Origin of the sequence: Pedobacter sp. Leaf250 (assembly GCF_920984735.1) — a bacterium.
GTDB lineage: Bacteria > Bacteroidota > Bacteroidia > Sphingobacteriales > Sphingobacteriaceae > Pedobacter.
This window is the reverse complement of sequence record NZ_CAKLBU010000013.1, coordinates 80,948-103,009: the sequence shown is the minus strand read 5'-3', so window position 1 is coordinate 103,009 and position 22,062 is coordinate 80,948. Positions and strand designations below refer to the sequence as shown.

General features: G+C 35.5%; 18 protein-coding genes. 11 read left to right on the top strand and 7 right to left on the bottom strand.

Annotated features, from left to right (window positions below):
- Positions 1–95: 95 nt before the first annotated feature.
- From LUA91_RS13240 to LUA91_RS20670, 3 genes are all read left to right on the top strand, one after another.
- The gene (locus LUA91_RS13240) at positions 96–3,314 is read left to right on the top strand and encodes a carboxypeptidase-like regulatory domain-containing protein (protein WP_231426528.1); all 3,219 of its coding nucleotides are present in this window, start codon (positions 96–98) and stop codon (positions 3,312–3,314) included.
- Positions 3,315–3,419: 105 nt separating this feature from the next.
- Positions 3,420–5,171 carry an ABC transporter ATP-binding protein gene (locus LUA91_RS13235; RefSeq protein ID WP_231426527.1) on the top strand — a complete coding sequence of 584 codons (1,752 nt, stop codon included), beginning with the start codon at positions 3,420–3,422 and terminating at the stop codon, positions 5,169–5,171.
- A 14-nt stretch (positions 5,172–5,185) separates the two neighbouring features.
- Entirely contained in the window at positions 5,186–5,401 is a 216-nt protein-coding gene (locus LUA91_RS20670) for a PLDc N-terminal domain-containing protein (RefSeq protein ID WP_255717812.1), read from the top strand.
- Positions 5,402–5,853: 452 nt separating this feature from the next.
- On the opposite strand, the gene LUA91_RS13225 is transcribed toward LUA91_RS20670, so the two are convergent.
- The 6 genes from LUA91_RS13225 to LUA91_RS13205 form a co-directional block, all read right to left on the bottom strand.
- Positions 5,854–7,137 (bottom strand): MFS transporter, encoded by a 1,284-nt coding sequence (locus tag LUA91_RS13225; RefSeq protein ID WP_370633637.1) that lies wholly within the window; start codon positions 7,135–7,137, stop codon positions 5,854–5,856.
- A gap of 88 nt (positions 7,138–7,225) precedes the next feature.
- Positions 7,226–9,331 (bottom strand): ATP-dependent DNA helicase RecG, encoded by a 2,106-nt coding sequence (recG, locus tag LUA91_RS13220; RefSeq protein WP_231426526.1) that lies wholly within the window; start codon positions 9,329–9,331, stop codon positions 7,226–7,228.
- A 5-nt stretch (positions 9,332–9,336) separates the two neighbouring features.
- Entirely contained in the window at positions 9,337–10,239 is a 903-nt protein-coding gene (locus LUA91_RS13215) for an EamA family transporter (RefSeq protein ID WP_255717811.1), read from the bottom strand.
- Between the two features lie 2 nt (positions 10,240–10,241).
- The gene (locus tag LUA91_RS13210; RefSeq protein WP_231426524.1) at positions 10,242–10,622 is read right to left on the bottom strand and encodes a RidA family protein; all 381 of its coding nucleotides are present in this window, start codon (positions 10,620–10,622) and stop codon (positions 10,242–10,244) included.
- 11 nt (positions 10,623–10,633) lie between these two features.
- A complete protein-coding gene (locus tag LUA91_RS20785; RefSeq protein WP_316796615.1) occupies positions 10,634–10,771 on the bottom strand; it encodes a DUF6728 family protein in 138 nt (45 codons plus the stop codon).
- A gap of 99 nt (positions 10,772–10,870) precedes the next feature.
- Positions 10,871–12,244, bottom strand: a complete 1,374-nt coding sequence (locus LUA91_RS13205; protein ID WP_231426523.1) for an OmpA family protein — start codon at positions 12,242–12,244, stop codon at positions 10,871–10,873.
- Between the two features lie 170 nt (positions 12,245–12,414).
- On the opposite strand from LUA91_RS13205, the gene LUA91_RS13200 reads away from it, so the two are divergent.
- Positions 12,415–13,704, top strand: coding sequence for an aminopeptidase P family protein (locus LUA91_RS13200; protein ID WP_231426522.1), 1,290 nt, complete (start codon positions 12,415–12,417; stop codon positions 13,702–13,704).
- Between the two features lie 76 nt (positions 13,705–13,780).
- On the opposite strand, the gene meaB is transcribed toward LUA91_RS13200, so the two are convergent.
- On the bottom strand, positions 13,781–14,680 hold the full coding sequence (gene meaB, locus LUA91_RS13195; protein ID WP_231426521.1) for a methylmalonyl Co-A mutase-associated GTPase MeaB: 900 nt from the start codon (positions 14,678–14,680) through the stop codon (positions 13,781–13,783).
- A gap of 95 nt (positions 14,681–14,775) precedes the next feature.
- Between meaB and LUA91_RS13190 the strand changes: the two genes are divergently transcribed.
- The 7 genes from LUA91_RS13190 (at position 14,776) to LUA91_RS13160 (ending at position 22,059) form a co-directional block, all read left to right on the top strand.
- Entirely contained in the window at positions 14,776–15,651 is an 876-nt protein-coding gene (locus LUA91_RS13190) for a glycosyltransferase family 2 protein (RefSeq protein ID WP_231426520.1), read from the top strand.
- Positions 15,652–16,638: a glycosyltransferase family 2 protein gene (locus LUA91_RS13185; protein WP_231426519.1), complete on the top strand. Its 987-nt coding sequence runs from the start codon at positions 15,652–15,654 to the stop codon at positions 16,636–16,638. It abuts the gene before it with no gap.
- A gap of 129 nt (positions 16,639–16,767) precedes the next feature.
- A complete protein-coding gene (locus tag LUA91_RS13180; RefSeq protein ID WP_231426518.1) occupies positions 16,768–18,585 on the top strand; it encodes an ABC transporter ATP-binding protein in 1,818 nt (605 codons plus the stop codon).
- A 3-nt stretch (positions 18,586–18,588) separates the two neighbouring features.
- On the top strand, positions 18,589–19,419 hold the full coding sequence (locus tag LUA91_RS13175; protein WP_231426517.1) for a hypothetical protein: 831 nt from the start codon (positions 18,589–18,591) through the stop codon (positions 19,417–19,419).
- Positions 19,416–20,363, top strand: a complete 948-nt coding sequence (locus LUA91_RS13170) for a glycosyltransferase (RefSeq protein ID WP_231426516.1) — start codon at positions 19,416–19,418, stop codon at positions 20,361–20,363. Before LUA91_RS13175 ends, LUA91_RS13170 begins: the two co-directional genes overlap by 4 nt.
- Before the next feature lie 23 nt (positions 20,364–20,386).
- A complete protein-coding gene (locus tag LUA91_RS13165; protein WP_231426515.1) occupies positions 20,387–21,328 on the top strand; it encodes a glycosyltransferase in 942 nt (313 codons plus the stop codon).
- Positions 21,328–22,059 (top strand): glycosyltransferase, encoded by a 732-nt coding sequence (locus LUA91_RS13160; RefSeq protein WP_231426514.1) that lies wholly within the window; start codon positions 21,328–21,330, stop codon positions 22,057–22,059. Before LUA91_RS13165 ends, LUA91_RS13160 begins: the two co-directional genes overlap by 1 nt.
- Positions 22,060–22,062 lie beyond the last annotated feature (3 nt).

Genomic DNA, 22,062 nt, shown 5'->3' with positions numbered 1-22,062 from the left:
AAAAATCAGAACTAATCATGATGAAACCTGCAAGAGCAAAAATCAATATTGCACAAGCTCATGCAAGCATCATAACCTATTAAAAAAATCAAACAATGATGAAAAATTTACTAGTTGCAGTGATGCTGCTATTGTCATTTGCTACCCATTCAGCAATTGCACAAACTACCCAGGCATCCATATCCGGTATTATAACGGATGAACAAAAGAAACCCATCCCTGGAGTTTCCGTTCAAATTAAAAACAACTCTACTGGTTTTACCACCAGAACTTCTACCAATGCCAATGGCGAATACACTTTTAAAGAACTTCCATTGGGTGGGCCTTACACGGTAAAGGCAGTTTATATTGGCTATGCTGAACAAAATAGAACTGGTTTTATGTTAAACCAGGGTGATGCTGTTAAAATCCCAATTAACATGCAAGAAACTTCTCAAAACCTGGGTGGTGTTGAGGTTAACGGTTCTGCATTAAGAAACAAAGCACAGCAATTTGGAGCTTCAACTGAAATTTCATCAAAAACAATGAATCTATTGCCAGTAAACGGACGTAACTTCTCCAGTTTAACTGACCTGTCACCTTTAGCTGGTCCTGGTGGTATTTCTGGTCAGCTGGGTTCTTCAACCAACTTTACCATTGATGGTATGACTGCAAAAAACCCAACATCATCAGGAAGTACAACTAGCCGAAGTGGTGCACCTTATTCAATCTCAATAGAGAGCGTTCGTGAGTTTAAGGTTGTAACCAACCAATACGATGTAAGTTTGGGTCGTGCCGGCGGTGGAACCATCAGTGCAGTAACAAAATCAGGAACAAACGAAACTACAGGAAGTGCATTTGCTTACAACAGGGCAGATTTTTTAGCCAGCAGTTACGACATCAGAGGAAATAAAAGAGTAAACGATTTCTCTACTTATCAATATGGATTTAGCTTAGGCGGACCAATCATCAAAGATAAATTACATTATTTTGCAGCATGGGATCACCAAAGAGATTCTCGCCCGTTAATTATTGCTGATATTGGCTCTCTTGCTGATGAAGCTCGTTTTAACGTTACAAACGCCACTTTAAGTAGTTTCTTAGCTGTTGCAAGAAACAAATACGGTGTGGCCAATAGTGCTCAATATGGTTCTTTCGATAAAAAAAGAGGTACTGATGCAGGTTTTCTTCGTTTAGATTGGCAAATTGATGAGAAAAATCTATTAACCGTTAGAGATAATTATACAAACGATAGAAACCCACTTGGCCTGGCTGATAATACAGCGATAAACTTTTACGAAAGTTACGGAAACGATAAAAACGTTGATAATAGTTTATTGGCAACATTGCGTTCTACCATTAGCAGCAAGGTAACCAATGAATTAAAAGTTCAACATCTATACACTTATCAGGCGAGTACACAAAACGATCAATTGTCATACGCTATTCCAAGAGCAGTTGTGGGTAATTTAGGTTCAACATTATCAAACGGAAGCAACGTTACCAGTGCCATTCAAATTGGTGGCCATCGCTTTGGTCAGGAAGGATTTACCAATAACGTTTTCCAATTGGTTGATAATCTTTACTACAACACCGACAAAATTAAATTTACTTTTGGTGTGGATATCATGTACACGCATGCAAAATCGTTGTATGGAAGTGAAGTGAACGGAAGATTTGAATTTACCAACTCAGGTACCGCAGCGGCAGGAAACGTACAAACTTCATTACAAAATTTCGATAACCTCATAGCAAACCGTTATTATAGAGAGGTGCCATTGGTTGCCGATCCAACAGTGGTGGGTAAATTATTAAACTCGGCCATTTATGGTCAAATGCAAACGCAGCTTGGAAAAGGTCTGGATTTTACAGGAGGCTTACGTCTTGATTACAGCAGCTATCCAACATCTCCGCTAAACCAGCAATTGTTTGATGCGATTGGTGTAAGAACTGACCACAAGTTAAAGCAGTTTTTAATTCAGCCACGTATCCAATTCAATTGGGATGTTAATGAGAAACATACAGATTATCTACGTTTCGGTGCCGGTATTTTTGGTTCAGACGTTAACAATTATGTAACGATTAACAACTTAACTTTTGATGGAAAGCACTTCGGAACTGTTGACGTAACCGGAGCTGCTGTACCTACTCCAAATTTTAACGATTACAGAAATGGCGGACAAGCACCTACTTTAGCTGCATCACAATTGGCAACCATCAATACCTATGCTGAAGATGCTAAATTGCCTGTGGTTTATAAAGCCAATTTATCATACAGTAAATTAATCAACGATAAAATTCGTTTAGGTGTAACTGCTTTTGCAACCTTGGCCCGCAACAATTACATGTATGTGGATAGAAACATGGCTGCCACACCGTATTTTACATTGGCTAATGAAGGGAACAGAGGTGTATTTGTACCTTCAATTCCATCAAATGGTGTAGCAGACTGGAAAACAGGAAGACTAACTACCACTTCATTTGGTAGAGTATTGGAATTAAACAGCAAAGGAAAAGTAAACCAATTTGCTGTTGTGGTTGATGGTACCTGGAGATATTTCAAAGATGGTGAAATTACTGCAAGTTATACCTGGAATGATGCAAAGGACAATACTTCATATAATGGAAACGTGGCCAACTCCGCTACATTATCATTACCAGTAGTAGATGATCCAAGGAACTTAAGCCAAATGACTTACTCAAATAGTCAGTTTCGCAATAAAGTAGTTGTGTATGGTACTTTACCTTCATTCTACGGAATCAAAGCAGGTATACGTTATTCAGCAATTGGTGGAACAAGATATAGTTTATTATCTGGTGGTAACACCAATGGCGATTTTGTATCTACCAATGATTTAGCTTTTATATTTGATAGAAACAATCCTAGTGTTCCAGCAAATGTTCGCAACGGTTTGCAAGCATTATTGGATAATCCATTAGCAAGCCAGAGTTTAAAAGATTATATTTTAAAATATGAGGGTACTTTTGCCGAGCGTAATGGCGGAATTAATGGCTTCTATGGCACTATTGATTTAAGGCTTGCTTATCAAATTAAGTTTGGCAATGGAAGAAAACAAAGTCTTGAAATTTCTGGCGATTTATTTAACGTAGCCAACTTATTTAGAAAAACCTGGGGAACATCTGAAAACTTAGGTACACAGGCAATCTATGGCTTAGGAATTCCGGCAAGCACAACTGGTGGTGTCACCACTCCTGCGGTAGCCAATTACGACACGGCTAACCGTCAATTTAATTACCGCATTAATAATTCGGGAATTGTAGTGCCAACGGGTAACCCTTGGCAGGCACAAATCGGTTTGAGATACGGATTTTAGTCACAGGAAGATAGGCTGTATCTTTCCAAAAAGTCATAAAAAAAGGGAATGGATTTTTATCCATTCCCTTTTTTTATGTTTGCATTTACAAACAACAAAACTTTAATGGGATTATTATTAGACTACCTGAAAAACCACAAGTGGATTGTGGTTTTAGCGCTATTGCTTGCAGGTTTAAATATTGGCTTTTCACTTTTAGATCCATATATCACCGGAAGAATTTTAGATCGTTTTATCAATCAAAAAGATAAACTAACCTATAGTCAGTACCTATGGGGTTCATTGGGATTAATCGGACTGGCCATTGGTGCTGCAATGATTTCTCGTATCGCTAAAAACTTTCAGGATTATTTTACCAGTGTTATTGTCCAAAAAGTTGGGGCAAAAATGTATGCAGATGGCTTACAACATTCTTTGAAGCTACCTTATCAGGTTTTTGAAGATCAGCGCAGTGGCGAAACCTTGGGTATTTTACAAAAGGTTCGTTTAGATTCTGAAAAATTCATCACTTCTTTCATCAGCATCTTGTTTGTGAGCTTAATCGGAATGATTTTCGTTATCGTTTATTCGGTTTCCATCAGTTATAAAGTAACCTTGGTTTATTTCACAGCCATTCCGCTTATTAGTTTTGTAAGCTGGTATTTAAGTCGTAAAATTAAAACCATCCAACGCTCTATTGTTGGCGAAACAACCGCCTTAGCAGGCTCCACTACCGAATCATTAAGAAATATTGAACTGGTTAAAAGTTTAGGTTTGGCCGATCAGGAAATTGAGCGGTTAAATAAAACGACTTACAAAATCTTAGGCTTGGAATTAAAGAAAGTGAAATATGTTCGTAGCATGAGCTTCGTTCAAGGCACTACTGTAAATTTGGTAAGGAGCACAATGATTTTGGTTTTATTGTTGCTGATTTTTGATAATTCCATCACAGCTGGGCAATATTTAACTTTCCTTTTCTATTCATTTTTCCTCTTCGGTCCGTTGCAAGAACTTGGAAATGTAATTTTAGCTTGGCGTGAAGCAGAGGTTTCATTAGGCAACTTTAAAAAGATTTTAAGCACACCTGTAGATAAAAAACCTGTTAATCCAATTTCAATCAAAAAGATAAAAGAGCTTGCTTTCAAAGCGGTAAGTTTTAAACATTTAACGGCAAATAGAAACGCATTAGAAAATATTTCCTTTGATACCCACAACGGACAAACCATTGCTTTTGTTGGTCCATCAGGATCTGGAAAATCAACCTTGGTAAAGCTTTTGGTTGGATTATATCCTGCAAAAGACGGGGAGATTTTATACAATGGGATTTCTAGCAACGATATTGATTTAGATGCATTACGCGAAAAAATAGGTTTTGTAACTCAAGATACGCAGCTATTTTCGGGTACCATAAGAGAAAATTTGCTTTTTGTAAACCCAACAGCCACCGATGAAGAGTGTTATAAAGTTTTAAATCAGGCAGCTTGCCAAACGCTATTGGCCAGAGCCGATAAAGGATTGGATTCGTTAATTGGCGAAGGTGGTGTTAAGGTTTCTGGCGGAGAAAAACAACGTTTATCTATTGCCAGAGCATTATTGCGCCAGCCAGATATATTGGTATTTGATGAGGCAACCTCTTCATTAGATTCCATCACCGAGGAAGAAATTACCAAAACCATTCGCTCCGTATCTAACTTAACCGATCACATTACCATTTTAATTGCCCACCGTTTATCAACCATCAAACATGCCGATGTAATTTACGTATTGGAGAAAGGACGCATTATCGAGCAAGGGAAACATGAAGAATTAATTGCTCAAAATGGATTGTATCAAGCCATGTGGCGCCAACAAATTGGCGAAAGAATTGTTGAAGTATAATAAAACTTCATCCTATGTTACTAGCACAAGTTGAAAGCAACGAAATTGGCATTATCATAATCATTGGTGCCATCCTTTGGTTGGCACTTATATTAACTGCATTATATCACATTTCGCGTAACCGAACAATGGTTTTTCCAGTCAAGATACTTTGGTTTGTCATCATCCTATTGGCACCATTTCTAGGTTCAATAATTTACCTAATTTGGGGGAAAAATCGGAAGTTTTAAAATTTCTAGTAAGATTGGATTTGGAAAGCAATTTCAGTACCCTTAGTTTGGGTTCTGTCCCGCTGTTCCTACTGCCGGTGCTATTTTAGTGCCGATTGTTTGGCAAAAAACCGGCATCCGTGCCATCGGGTTTATGTTGCAGGGTTTTTCGATCTTTTTAAGGGTTTCGCCGGGCAAACGTAAATAGCAGCAGGCTCAAATAAGCTGTCATGCTGAGGGTTAATTTATTTCATAAAAATAAAAATGAGTGATATTTTAAGGCGATCGTCATTGCGAGGGAGTATTTCACGACTGCGGCAATCTCCTTTTTTTACAAATAAGATTGCTTCTCCCGATGAAGGATCGGAATTGCAATGACGAAAATAAAAACTCAGCGTGATAGATGTTTTTAAAAGATTGGAGGTAAGGCAGGCCGAACATCAATACGTTCTCAAATTGCCTTTTCAAATACATTAAACCTTTGCTGTTTGCTCGTTAATATCCTGCAAACTCAACTTCGTTAATGCTCTTGTTTTAAGCCATGTAATTCCTGCAATGGCAATCGTCATGCTTCCGCCAAAAACTACAGCGGGAACCAGTTTCATGTACCTTGCTGTGAGTCCTGATTCGAACTCCCCAATTTCATTGGACGATCCAATAAACATGCTGTTTACTGCCGAGACCCGTCCACGCATATGATCTGGCGTAAGCAATTGCATAATGGTTTGGCGAATAATAACACTTACGCTATCAAACGATCCTTCTAAAAACAAAAAGAATAAGGTTAAATAGAAGTTTTTAGATAGACCATAACAAATGATGCTTAAACCAAAACCGGTTACTGCAATTAGTAAGTTGCGCCAGGGTTTTCCCATTGGCGAAAATCGTGTCATTAATAGCATGGTAATAACCGCTCCTGATGACGCTGCACCTCGCATCATACCCAATCCAAAAGATCCCAAATGGAAAACATCTTTCGCAAAAATTGGTAACAAGGCCACAGCTCCACCAAAAAATACAGAAGCTAAATCAAGACTCATTGCCCAAACCATCATTTTAGTTTTGAATACAAATTGAATTCCTTCTTTTAAACTATGAAAAATATTTTGAGTTGGTGCAAAGGTTGCCGGATGCTTTTTAAAAGTAAAAATGCAAATTAAGGATACTGAAACAAATAATACAATAACACTGTAAGCGGCCGTAATTCCCCAAAGCCAATTAACCAGACCGCCCAAAAGCGGACCAATAATAGTGGCCAATTGCCAGCTACTACTATTCCATGTGCTCGAATTTGGATAAAGTTCTTTCGGGATGATGTTCGCCATGAGCGAAAATGTTGCCGGACCAAAAAAGCCCCTTGCCAACCCTATACAGAACACCAAGCCATACATAATAAGTACAATGACATCTTCTTTAAGGTGTAAATATTTGCTGGTTATAATAAGCATGATAACCGAAGCCAACCAAACCCCTGAAAATATTTTGATGAGCAATCCACGTTTCTCACTTTTATCGGCAATGTAACCGCCGTATAAAGCAATTCCAATTGCTGGAATAGCTTCGCACAAGCCAACCAAACCTAATTTTAAAGGATCGTGTGTTAAATCGTAAATATGATATCCTATAACTACCGCTTGCATTTGATAGGCTAGCGTAAAAAAGAAGCGCATGCCTAAAAATGATCTAAATTCTTTAAAACGAAGTGCTGCGAAAGGATCTTGTTTAATAATTACGGGGTTGGAATCTGAATCTGTCACGAGAATATATTTTCGCAAAACTAAGGTTTGCAAACTTAAAATTGCAAAAGAATTAAATTCACGTTAGAAACGTTACCAATAAATGATATTAAGAAATTTTATCAAAAGAAATTCCACGTTCTAATTTTTGAAGGTGTGTTTTAAGCATACTATTTTCAGTCCTTTCCAATTGCGGGTCTTCTGAAAAAATTTCGATAACGGTATTTCTAGCCTCGGATAAAATGATCTGATCTTTTGCTAAATCGGCAAGTTTTAAATCCAGCACGCCACTTTGTTGGGTTCCGGTAATATCTCCAGGACCGCGAAGTTGTAAATCAATTTCAGAGATTTCGAAACCGTTATTTGTCCGCACCATTGTTTCTAAACGAACTTTACCTTCCCTACTTAATTTGTTTCCGCTCATTAAAATGCAAAAGGATTGTTCTGCCCCGCGACCAACACGGCCACGTAGTTGATGCAACTGAGATAGGCCAAAACGTTCAGAATTTTCAATCACCATTACCGAGGCATTAGGAACATTTACCCCAACCTCAATCACTGTAGTGGCCACCATGATTTGAGTTTTGCCTTCAATAAATTGTTGCATTTCAAATTGTTTATCTGCATTGGGCATTTGTCCGTGAACAATACTAATCTGATAATCAGTGCGAGGAAATTGGTAACTTAATTGCTCAACACCAGCTTCCAAATGGAGCAAGTCGAGCTTTTCACTTTCCTTAATCAGTGGATATACAATGTAAACCTGTCGGCCTTTTGCAATTTCCTGCTTCATAAAACCAAACATCCGCATGCGTTGACCTTCAAATAAATGTCGGGTTTCAATAGGTTTTCTCCCTGCAGGCAATTCATCAATAATGGAAACATCTAAGTCGCCATATAGGGTCATTGCAAGCGTACGTGGAATGGGTGTGGCAGTCATGACCAAAATATGCGGCGGAATAATATTTTTACGCCAGAGTTTTGCCCGTTGCTCTACACCAAAACGATGTTGTTCATCAATAACAACCAGGCCAAGATTTTTGAATTTAACTTTATCCTCAATTAATGCATGAGTACCAATAAGAATATCTATTTCACCATTTTCCAACTGTTCGTGTAAAATGGTTCTTTCTTTCTTTTTGGTGTTGCCCGTTAAGATAGCAACTTTAACAAGATCATCAGTTACCAGTTCAGTAACGGATGCATAATGTTGCCTGGCTAGAATTTCCGTTGGTGCCATCATACAGGCTTGATAACCGTTATCATTGGCCAATAGCATACTCATCAATGCTACCGCAGTTTTACCGCTTCCTACATCACCCTGTACAAGCCGATTCATTTGTACACCACGCTGGGTATCAATTCTGATTTCTTTAACCACGCGTTTTTGCGCATTGGTTAATTCGAATGGCAAAAATTCTTTATAAAACCGGTTAACCTTCTCACCAACTTTATCAAAAGTCACACCTTTAAACTTCAGCTGTCTCAATTGCTTATTATGCAATAATTGTAGTTGAATAAAAAAGAGTTCTTCAAATTTTAACCTTCGTTCAGCCGCATTCAAATCCTTTTGATTTTTAGGAAAATGAATATTGAGTAATGCCATTTTTTTATCTGGCAGCTGATATTTATCGATAATATATTGAGGTAAATTTTCAGGCACTTGAGGAATAACCTGATCAAGCAAACCAGCGATTAATCGTTGAATACCTTTTGAATCTAGCGTAAACTTTTTGAGTTTTTCCGTAGAACTATAAATTGGTTGTAAAGTTAAATTTCCTCTTCCTGAAGGCTTATTTTGGTATAATTCCATTTCTGGATGTGATATACTGAATGTCCCGTTAAATAAGCTGGGTTTGCCAAAAGCTACATAAGCTGTTCCTACGGTAATATGATCGTCAACCCACTTTAAACTCTGGAACCAAACCAATTCCATAATTCCGGTTTCATCTTTAAAAAGGGCGATTATTCGTTTCGCTCTCTTATCACCAATTACTTTCTTGCTGATTACCCTACCAATAATTTGAATGTATTGCGAATCAGGATCAATTTGATTGATTTTGAAATATTTTGTACGGTCAATATAGCGAAAAGGATAGTGCGACAGCATGTCTTGAAAAGTAAAAAGACCTAAGTCCTTTTTCAAAACATCTGCACGACTTGGCCCTACGCCTTTTATAAACTCAATAGGTGTATCTAAAATCGAATGGTACAAAATGATTATGCTTTCTTGTAAGCAATGCTTTTTAGCAATTGCGCATTAAAAATAACGATCGACAACAGCAATAGCAAATAGGCGAAAAGTTGGTGCACATCTATTTTCTCCTTAAAATAGAAGAACGCTACTGTAAACGCCACAATTGGGTTTAAGTAAATCAATATCCCTAAGGCAGATGATGGCATTCCTAAAAGGGCATAAGCATTTAAGAATAAAGGAATAATAGTAAATACAATTGCTATAAGAAATATGTGTGACCAGAAAAATGTATCTGTTGGAAATGGATTTGAATTGATTAGATACATTGGTAACATCATCAATCCCGACAAAACCAACTGAACACCTAAAAAATTAAACTTATCAATATCCTTAATTACTTTTAAAACAATAACATAAACTGCGTAAAACGATGCAATTAAAATTGCCCAAAGCACCTCATGCATTGAGCCTGTTGCCAATAGTATTATACTTACGAAAGCTATTATCAGCGCAACAATTTTAGCTTTTGTTAATTGCTCTTTTAATATAACAAAACCACACAAGGCTGTTAATAACGGGCAAACCATGTAAGCAAAAGCCGCAGCTTTTAAACTTACGCTGTTTACAGCATAAATATAGGTAAACCAATTTCCTGTAATGAGAATAGAAGATAGAACAGTTAATAGCAATAACCTAATCTTTTTATCTTTTGGCAATAATTTTAAAAAGTGAATATCCTTTTTAAGAACAGAGCGTCTGAATAAAAAAATTATGCCCCAAACCACGGCAATAGAAACAAATATTCTATAGTATAAAATTTCCTGCGGTGGAAATCCTTTAATGTTTCTTAAGGGAATTGACATTGTACCCCATATAATATAGGGAATAATACCTGCTACGAAATATTTACTTTTACTGCTTGCCAAAATTATCCTACAATGGCAATCACAGAGATTTCTACATTCACATTTTTAGGTAATACTGAAACTTGAACTGTTTCTCGGGCAGGAAAATCAGCTGTAAAATATTGCCCATAAATTTCATTTACCTGAGTAAAAGTGCCCATGTCGGTTAAAAAAATAGTAGATTTTACAACATGATCAAAAGATAATCCTGCTTCCAGAAGTACTGCCTTTAAATTTCGCATTACCTGGTGGGTTTCCTCTTCAATATTTGGAATATTTAATTCACCACTTTCAGGATTAATAGCAACCTGACCAGATACGAATAAAAAATTTCCCGCTTGTACAGCTTGGCTATATGGTCCAATTGGCGCTGGAGCATTTGTAGTAGTGATGATTTGTTTCATAAAATTTAATGTTATTTAGTAAGCCACTGAATGACTTTATAGATTATACCTGCCAGAAAAATGGTTATAGCCAATGCATTAATGAAATGCATAATTTTAATATTGATATTATTTGGCCTATTTGGGTCTCTTTTCCTGAAGAAGTACATACTACAAACTTAGATAAAAAGCTTAATACAGGAAATTAAAAGGCATAAAAAAAGTCCCGATTTTCATCGGGACTTTTTTTTAAACTTTATATTGAAAGACTAGTTTCTAGCAGTTTCAACACGACGGTTTTGGATACGACCTTCTTCAGTATCGTTAGAAGCAATTGGATTAGCTTCGCCTAAACCTTTAGTAGCAACTTGACTAGCGTTAACACCAGAGTTTACTAAGTAAGTTTTAACAGAATTAGCTCTGTCTTTAGATAATTTCAAGTTATATGCAGCAGTACCTTCGCTTGAAGCGTAACCGTTTACAGTTACTTTACCACCGTTTTCACGTAACACTGAAGATAATTTATCTAAAGTTGGATAAGCTTCAGTTTTTAAAACTGATGAGTTGAAATCGAAACCGATTTTTTCGAAACCAGTTACATTAGAGTTCTGAGTAGAATCAGCTTGGAATTTAGGAAGTGGACATCCTGAACCATCAACAGCAGTACCTGCAGGAGTTCCTGGGCATTTGTCGAATTGATCAGCAACACCATCACCATCAGTATCTTTTTTCAAATCTTCAACAGATTTTTCTACATTAGATACACGGTTTTTCAACGCTTCAACTTCTTGACGTAAAGTAGGATCTTTTAACTCATCATACATAGTAGCCAATGGGTTAGACCATTCTAAACTTGGTTTTGCAGAAGAACCTAAAGAGAATTCTAATCCAGCATATCCGTAAGAGAATTTATCTTGTGAAGTACCTTTTGCATAAGTTCCATCTAAGTTATCAGCATCAACAAAGTTCATAGTGTAACCTAAGTTAAAGTTAACACGCTCAGACACTTTGAATTTAACACCAGCACCTACTGGAATGTAGAAACCTTTAGCATAATCAGATCTGTCACCTGATTTAGTTACGTTGTTACCGTTATCAGCATTACCACCATTGTTACCTTTAGAATCGATAACTGTACCGTTAGCTAACGTTACTTTAGGTGCATAAGCCATATAACCATAACCAGCAGTTAAGAAGAAACCAACTGCATTCTCACGACGTAAGAAATCGATAGAACCTAAATTAACAACACCGCGTAAATCTACAGCATATTGTAATTCAGTTTCAAATTCTCTGTTTGTAGAACCAGCTCCAAAAATGGTAGCATCATTTGATCCAGAGATTTTACCACGTGTACCGTTTAATTCTAATGCAAATGAATGACCTAATTGTTTACGGATATTTAAACCGTAACCTAAATTAACATCCCATCTGTTGTAATCATTAGTACTGCTGATTGGAGCGATTGGCATTAAAACACCACCGTTTAAACCAATTGACCAGGTTCTGTACTGTCCTCTGCCACCAAATACCTTGGTACCAGAAGTAGTTGCAGGTGCATCTTGAGCGACAGCAAGAGTAGCAACTCCTGTTAAAGCCACTAAAGAAAGCGCAACACTTTTCTTTAAAGTAGAATAATTCATAATCTTTTTTTCTTTTTAAGGGTAAACAATCTAATTGATTAATTTTTTGTAATCGCAAAATTAAACAAAATTTTAAATTTTCAAACTTTTATACAAACTCCGTTCCAAAGTTCTCTCTGTTTAATCATTTTCTTACATTTGACCATTACCTCGTTAAAACAGTTATTATTATGAAATATCCTCAAGTTGATCAATCACTTTTTATATTAAATAGAAAAAACTTCGCTAATAAGCTTAAAAACAATTCTTTAGCTATTTTTAATGCTGCAGACGAGTTTCCCAGAAGTGGTGACCAAAATTTTATCTTCAAGCAAAATCCCGATTTATTTTATTTATCAGGGATCGATCAAGAGCAAACAATATTACTACTATATCCTGATTGTCCTAATCCTTTATACAGAGAAGTCCTGTTTTTAAGACAGACCAACGATTATATTAAGGTTTGGGAAGGCTATAAATACACAAAAGAGCAAGCTAAAGCAGCTTCTGGTGTCGAAAGCATTTATTGGCTGGAAGATTTTGATAATATTTTGCACAGTATTGTTCATTATGCTGATAACATTTATCTCAACACAAATGAAAATGATAGATATGCACATTCGGTTCCATACCGTGATGTCCGTTTTATAGAACAAATGCGTTCGAAATATCCATTGCACCATTATGAGCGTTCGGCACCAATTATGCGTGGTTTAAGGGCTATAAAATCTGATGTGGAAATAGAACTCACTAAAAAAGCTTGCGCAATTACCCGTGATGCTTTTGTTAGGGTTTTAAAATTTACAAAGCCTGGCGTAAAAGAATATGAAATCGAGGCAGAAATTATTCATGAATTTATTAAGCAAGGTGGTACCGGACACGCTTATACGCCTATTATTGCATCTGGCCACAATGCCAACATTCTTCACTATAACGACAATAACCAGGAATGTAAAGATGGAGATGTAATCCTTTTCGACTTCGGTGCTGAATACGCAAATTACAATGCTGATATGAGCCGTTCGATTCCTGTAAACGGGAGATTTACTTCGAGACAAAAAGAGGTGTACAACGCTGTTTTGCATGTAATGAGAGAAGCTACAAAACTCCTTGTTGACAATACAGTTTGGAATACTTATCACGAGCAAGTTGGGGAAATCATGTCAGAGCAATTGGTTAAGTTAGGTTTAATTTCTACAACTGATGTTAAAAATCAGAACGCTAACTATCCTGCTTATAAAAAATACTTTATGCATGGTACATCTCACCACTTAGGAATTGATGTTCACGATTTTGCAGGGAGATATACGGCATTTGCTGCAGGAAATATTTTAACAGTAGAACCTGGGATTTATATACCTGAAGAAGGTTTAGGTATTCGATTAGAGAATAATATTTTGATTACTGCTGGTGGCAATATCGATTTAATGGCTGATATTCCTGTTGAAGCTGACGAGATTGAAAGCATTATGAATAGTTAACGTAAGTCTAATCAAACAGCCAGAAGTTGGGATTAAAAAAACTGAGGAGTAACGACCTAAAAAACAAAACGACTGCCTAATTCTTTTCTACAAAATCGGCTACAAAGCGATAAATATTAAAATCATTAGCACTTAAGGCTGCCTGAATCTCTTCTCGCAGCCTTTTTTTATCCACGCTCATCATCTTTTGACTTTGAATTATCCGCCAGGCCTTTTCGGCATATAGAAATTCTCTTCGCTGGTTTGTTGTTTCAATAGGTTTTAATATCCATCTGCATAAATCATCTATTCCTATATTTTTATCAGCAACAGTTTTTAGTATGGGTATTGATTTTGCACCCTGATGCACAATCTTTTTCAAATTGTTTGCAAAAGTATCTGCACCTTCCCTATCAGCTTTATTAATCACAAAGTAATCTGCAATTTCCATCAGGCCTGATTTAATATTTTGCACTTCATCGCCAGATTCTGGCACTAAGACCACAATTGTTTTATCGGCAAGCCCTGCAATTTCAACTTCCGATTGACCTACACCAACCGTTTCTACAATAATTAAGTCAAAATCTGAAGCTTTCAATACATCAACCATTTCGATGGTTTTTGCCGAAATACCACCTAATGCACCTCTAGTGGCTAATGAACGAATAAACACATTTGGGTTATTAAACTGTGATGCCATCCTGATGCGATCGCCCAATAATGAACCAAAGTTAAAAGGCGAAGTGGGATCAATAGCCAATATGGCCACTCTTTTATTCGCTGCGGTAAAATAATTGGTAATCGCATTTACCAATGTGCTTTTACCAGCACCCGGTGGCCCAGTAATGCCTATCACAAGTTTGTTAGCGTTATTTTCTAAATTTTTTAAAATTAAGTCTGACGGAGCAATATCGTTTTCAACTAAGGTTAGTACCCTGGCCAAAACCTTATAATTGCCTCTCTTTACTTCGCTTAAAATGGATAGATGGGTATTCATCAATAAAACTATCTTTGTACAAATTAACATATTTATTTTTAATAGCTATTGTGAGGCGAGGAACACAGCCAGCCTAAGCAATCTATCACACCCAAATGAAAGTTACCGGATTTACCTTTTTAAGAAATGCAATCGTAAATGATTATCCGGCTAAAGAAGCCATTCTTTCAGTACTTCCGCTTTGCGATGAGTTTGTAATTGCATTGGGTAACTCCACTGATGAAACAGCAGAACTCGTTAAAAATATCGATCCAAAAATCAAAATCGTTGATACCGTTTGGGATGAAAGCATCAGGGAAGGCGGTAGAGTTTTCGCCGACGAAACCAATAAAGCCATTGCTGCCATTTCTAGTGATACCGATTGGATGATTTACATTCAAGGCGATGAAGCCATTCGTGAGGATTATCTTCCCTTAATTAAAAAAGAGATGGAGATGGAATTAAAAAACCATCAAGTGGAGGCTTTGCTGCTTAAATACAAACACTTTTACGCATCATACGATTATCTGGCCGAATCAAGGCGTTGGTATAGAAGAGAGGTTAGAATTATTAAGAATTTGCCTGGTGTTCATTCTTATCGCGATGCACAAGGTTTTCGAATAAATGATCGCAAACTTAAAGTTAAGTTAATAGATGCTTACATTTACCATTATGGTTGGGTAAAACCACCTAAAGGCTTACAAGGTAAAGTGAGAAATTTCAATCAGTTTTATCAGACTGAAGAATGGATTGAAGAAAATTATCCTGTCCAGGAGACTTTTGATATGCATAATGCTGATCGACTGGTTCATTTCAAAGGAACACACCCGGCAGTAATGGCCAACAGAATAAAGGCTGCAAATTGGAAATTCGAGAAGGATTTAACCAAGGAAACACCTAAAATGAATTTCAGAAGAAAGTTGTTGCAAAAAATTGAGGACTTGACTGGATTGCGTTTATTCGAATACCGTAATTATAAAATTGTTAAATAAATGCAGAGAAGCATTTCCATCATTATACCCAATTATAATGGCAAGCATTTGCTAGAAAAATATTTGCCCTCGGTATTTTTAGCAGCCGAAAATGCAAAAACAGAATTTGAAATTATTGTAATTGATGATGGATCAAAAGATAATAGCATAGCTTTTATAAAATCGGAGTATCCAAATGTTAAACTGCTTATTAATGATAGTAATCGTGGTTTTTCCTTTACCTGCAATCACGGAATAAGAGAATCTAAATATGAACTTATACTATTATTAAATTCTGATGTCAAATTAGATCCCGATTATTTTGCAGCGCAATGGAAATATTTTGATCATAAAGATACTTTTGGCGTTATGGCCAGAATTATGAGTTTCGACGAAAGCAGAATTGAAGATTCAGCAAGATTGCTTTACTATTCTGGCTGCCGAATTAAGGCAAATAAATTTTACTATAATGAAAATCCTGAAGATCAAAACATATATACAGCTTATCTTTCTGGCGCAAATGCATTGGTAGATGCAAAGAAGCTTAAAGAACTTGGCGGCTTTGATGAAATTTTTTCACCATTTTCATCTGAAGATTTCGATTTAAGTTTACGTGCCTGGAAAGTTGGATGGAAATGTTATTATGAGCATCAATCCTTTTGTTTCCATCATGTTAGCGGAAGTACCAAAACACAAATTAAATCGAACTTCATTAAAAAGATATATTACCGAAACCGTTATATTTTACAAGGGATTCATCTCAATGGCTGGCGAAAAACGATGTATCCACTACAGCAAATTTTCACAGAACTTATTCCAAAACTTATCACAGGTAAAACCTGGATCTGGGCAAGCTATAGAGATTTTTTAAACCATAAGGCAAAAATTGCTGCAAGTAAAGAAAGATTGCTTTTTTTGAAAAGCAAATATAACTCTAACCTCGAATTAGATGACATTATTAGCTTTATTAATCAATCACTTGTTAACAAAATAATTAAGCGATTGTAATTTTAAAGTGCTTCAATATGTAAATCGTGATTGGTTTAATCGAAAACCTTACCTTTACCAAGTTATATTAGATTTTTTTTGGAGATGACTTGAACCATCATCCACCTTACATATTCCATTTTACAGCAAATGAAAACATATTTTCGTTTATTATCTTTTGCCAAACCAATTGAAAAGTTTGCCATTCCTTATTTAATTGCAACAATTTTTGCGATCGTTTTTAATACTTTTTTATTCACTTTATTAGGGCCTTTATTAGAAACCTTATTTATTAAAGATGCGCCAACTGCCTTATCTAAAGTAAGCTCTTCTATTGATTTCATGGGCAAATTTAGTGAGTACATTAAGCATGCTATTGATGTATATGGCAAAACTGAAACGCTTAAAATTGTGTGTATTGTCATTGTTATTACAGTAGTGCTCGCAAATTTATTCCGTTATCTATCGCAGCGTTTTATGGAAGATTTGAGAGTGCATACATTGTTAAATCTGCGGAAAACGGTTTTCAACAATGTAATGAATTTACACATTGGATACTTTAACAATGAGCGCAAGGGCGATATTATTTCGAAGGTTGCATCTGATGTTCAAGTAGTTCAGTTTACCGTTACAAATACACTTCAGGTTGTTTTTAAAGAACCATTACAATTATTATTTTACATCGGCGTACTCGTTTCCATTTCAATTAAATTAACTCTTTTTTCGCTTTTGGTTATTCCAATTTCTGGATTTATCATCAGTAAAATTGTTAAAAGATTGAAGCATCAAGCAAAAGAATCTCATGAATCTTTCGCAAAAATGCTAGGATTTTTAGATGAATCGTTAAGTGGAATAAAAATTATTAAAGCCTTTAACGCCACACCACGAATTAAAGATAAATTCGATGAAGAGAATAAATTTTATTCTTTTTTAAATCGAAAAATGGCAAGGCGACAGCAACTGGCCTCGCCGGTTTCGCAAACACTTGGCGTTTTTGTGGTTGTTTTTATAGTGCTTTACGGGGGAACAATGATTTTGACCGGGCAAGGAGACTTGACGCCGTCAAAATTTTTGGTTTATATAGCCACTTTCTCACAAGTAATGCAGCCCGTTAAGGCACTCGCCGATTCATTCAGTGGTATTCATTCTGGTATTGCCGCAGGCGAGCGTGTTTTGGATTTAATTGACACCAAACCATTATTAGTTAATGCACCTGATGCTAAAGTGTTAAGTGGATTTAAAAACGCAATCAGATTTGAAAACGTTTCTTTCAGCTATGGCGAAAAAGCAATCTTAAATTCAATTAATTTCAATATCGAAAAGGGAAAAACGATAGCATTGGTCGGTCCATCTGGCGGCGGAAAAAGTACGCTTATGGATTTAATTCCCCGCTTTCACGATCCCAAGTCTGGAAAAATCCTTATAGATGGTAACGACTATAAAGATCTGACAGTAGAAAGTATTAGGGCGCAAATGGGAACTGTTAATCAAGAATCGTTTCTTTTTAATGATACCATTTTTAACAACATAGCTTTCGCAAAACCTGATGCAACAATGGAAGAAGTTATTGCTGCGGCTAAAATTGCAAATGCGCACGATTTTATTGAGAATACTGAAAACGGATATCAATCTTTTGTAGGCGATAGAGGCAATAGGTTATCGGGCGGACAAAGACAGCGTGTATGTATAGCTCGTGCAGTTTTGGCAAATCCTCCAATTATGTTACTCGATGAAGCTACATCTGCCTTGGATACAGAATCAGAAAAGTTAGTCCAGGAAGCTTTGAATAATTTAATGAAAAACCGCACTTCAATCGTAATTGCCCACCGTTTAAGCACAATACAGCACGCAGATCAAATCGTGGTGATTGATAAAGGACATGTAGTTGAAACAGGTACGCACAGCGATCTGATGAACCAAAGTGGGCTTTACAAACGTTTAATTGATATGCAGGCTTTTGTTGATTAGCAGATGAGCAGTACTTTAAATATCGCCCGTTCTATTACAGCTACAAATTATGAGTTTGAATATTCAATTTGTACTCTTGTAACACGAAAAGCAGAATATGAGGAAATGCTCAGTTCTTTTCTTCAAAAAGGTTTTGATGAAAAAAGTTGTGAATATCTCTATATCGACAATTCTAGTCAGTGTACATTCGAAGCTTTTAAAGGCTTAAATCATTTTCTGCAACAAGCAAAAGGAAAATACATCATTTTATGCCATCAGGATATTATCATTCATGACCACGATAGAAATCATTTAGATAAAAAGATCCAAGAGATTGAAAAAAATGATCCAAACTGGGCTTTATTGGCCAATGCTGGTGGAATTAATTTTAAATGGATAGCTACAAATTTAACTCAAGGATCTGGAAATAGGATTAAAGAAAAACGTTTGCCGCTTAAAACCAAAACTGTTGATGAAAACCTTATGATAGTAAAGAATAGCGCAAATTTGGTGCTTTCTCATAATCTTTCTGGTTTTCATTTATACGGAACAGATCTGTGTTTGATTGCAGATGTTTTGGGCTTCAATTCCTATATTATTGATTTTAATATCATTCATAAAAGCGATGGAAATGCCGACCATACTTTCCACAAGCTTAGAAAAGAATTTATAACCAAATATGAACATGCCTTTCGCAGCCGCTTTTTAACTACCACTATTACTCGTTTCTACATTTCGGGCAATTGGTTTACGGCCTGGCTTTACAATTTGCAACCTGTTAAGTTTTTTGTGAGGCAGTATTACAAAATTTTTTTTCATAAGAAGCGGTATGTATTAAAGGACAAGGATCAATGATGGATTTAGAGCTTCCTTTAGTTTCTATTGCTTTATGCACTTATAATGGTCAAACCTATCTCAGGGAGCAACTTGATAGTTTAATAAATCAAACTTATCAAAAAATAGAAATCATTATAGTTGATGATTGCTCGGCTGATGATACAGAAAAAATCTGCCTTTCTTACAATAATATAAAGCTTTCTTTTCATCAAAATGAGATGAATTTAGGATACACTAAAAATTTCGAGAAGGCCATTACGTTATGCAAAGGAGAATATATCTGCCTCTGCGATCAGGATGATATTTGGGAATTAGATAAAATTGAGCAGTTAGTAAAAAATATTAATGATAGCATTTTAATTTACCACGACTCTGATTTTATTAACGATGAGGGAGATAAAATAGGTTTTCAAAGCATGTCTAGTCGGTATAATATGTATCAAGGATATAGTGCTTTGCCATTTATTTTATCAAATTGCATATCCGGTCATGCTGCAATGTTCTCTATAAAACTTGTTCCGTATCTACTTCCTTTTGATAAAAGATTTTACCATGACTGGTGGTTAGCCTATGTGGCATTCAATATTGGTTCTGTAAAATACCTGGATCATATTTTGGTTCACTATCGCCAGCATGATTTAAGCATTACGGATAATCTGAATTTAAAAGAGAAACGAGTTGTTATTGAGCCAACAAATAGAATTGCAATCGATATTGATTGGGTAGAAAAGTGCAGTAAATTTAGCGCAAACAAACAACCCCAATTGATAAAAAAAGCTTATAAATTATTTTATGATATTCAATTTGGTAAAAGCCGATTAAGGTTATTTTTATTCTTAATCCATTATTACGACCAGATATTCTATATCATCAGCAAGAAAAAAAGCTTAACCAGTAAAATAAACTATGCCCGTAAAGTAGCGTTTTCCAAAAAACCACCGTTCTATAATAAGAGCAGTTAAAATAGATCACTACCTTAAACTACATGAATAATACTTTCCCGCTTATTTCCATTGCACTTTGCACCTATAATGGTGAAACATATCTTCGCAAACAATTAGATACCTTAGTTTTACAAACATACCCAAACCTTGAAATTATTGCATTAGATGATCAATCAAAAGATGGGACATTTAAAATTTTAAAAGAATACGAAGAAAAGTATTCTTTTTTCAAAGCAATTATCAATGATCAAAATCTTGGTTTTGTGAAAAATTTCGAGAAAGCTATAAAACTTTGCTCCGGAGATTTTATAGCCATTAGCGATCAGGACGATTTATGGGAGCTTAATAAAATTGAAATTTTATATAAAGAAATTGAAGATAACATTCTTATTTATCACGATTCGCATTTAATCGACGTAGATGATAAAAAATTAAGTAATCAAAAAATGTCTACTGAAACCAGAATCCATTCTGGAAATTGCAATTTATACTTCCTCACAAAAAATTCGGTTTCAGGGCATGCTAGTTTATTCAGAAAAGAGTTGAAAGATTATATTTTTCCATTTGATGAAAGATTTTATTACGATTGGTGGATTGCATACGTTGCAGCAAGTGTTGGCAAAATAAAATACATTCCAAATATTCTTGTACACTATAGGAAACATGATAGTAATGTCACTAATTCCCATTCAACAGCAGAAGAAAAACAAAAAACATTACCTGGGAATAAATACTTCACTTACGATTTAGAATGGATAAAACATTTAGCACAATTTAAATATGCGAAGAATGCTCGCCTAATCAATAAAATTTATAACATTTTATACAATTACAGTCTTGGTAAAAAAGGTGTTTCTTTTTTCCTATTTTTGCTCCAATACAATTCAATCCTTTTTTATCTTGATCGCAAGAGCTTCTTTAGTGAGCTAAATCATGTAAGAAAAATTTATTCATCAGAGATCAACCAAATCAACTCACTATAATGAAATTCAGTTTTGTTATTTTAACTTGGAATAGGTACAAGTTTTTAGAAAAGTGTATTCCCGCATTATTAAAAAGTATTAGCGGAGCACATTCATATGAAGTCGTTATAATGGATAATGGCTCTACAGACGAAACTCCTCAAATTTTAAAAGAATACAAAAAAAACAAAAACATAAGGGTAATTACAAGAAGCAAAAATTATGGCTTAAATGCTTATAAGAGATTGTTTTTTCATACAAGAGGAGAATATGTAGTAATTATTGATGATGATGTACTTGATTTCCCAGCAAACCTAGATGCATTGTTTCTCGATTACATGACCACATTCACTGATTATGGATTTATTGCATTGAACGTAATTCAAAATGAATTTACAGATGGCGCTAAGCCTCCAATAGAATTGTATACTGAAGAAACTAAAGGTGATAAAGTAATGGAATTTGGACCCGCTGGAGGATGGTGTGCTTGTTTTAGAAAAAAAGATTATCGTAAAATTTTATTCAAGTTCTTATTTGCTAAAGTAAATATGAAAGTTAGTGAAGATGGGTTATTATCTTTTTTATTCTCAAAATATTTGCACCTTAAATATGGCTTAATCAAAAACTCCTACTGCTTTCATGCCTGTGGTCCTTACTATGCAAAGCAGTACGGCCATTTAGATAGAGAAATTGAAAAGTATAAAATTTCTGGTTTAGAAGATCATGTGGAGAAATATAAAAAATTTGAATAACAA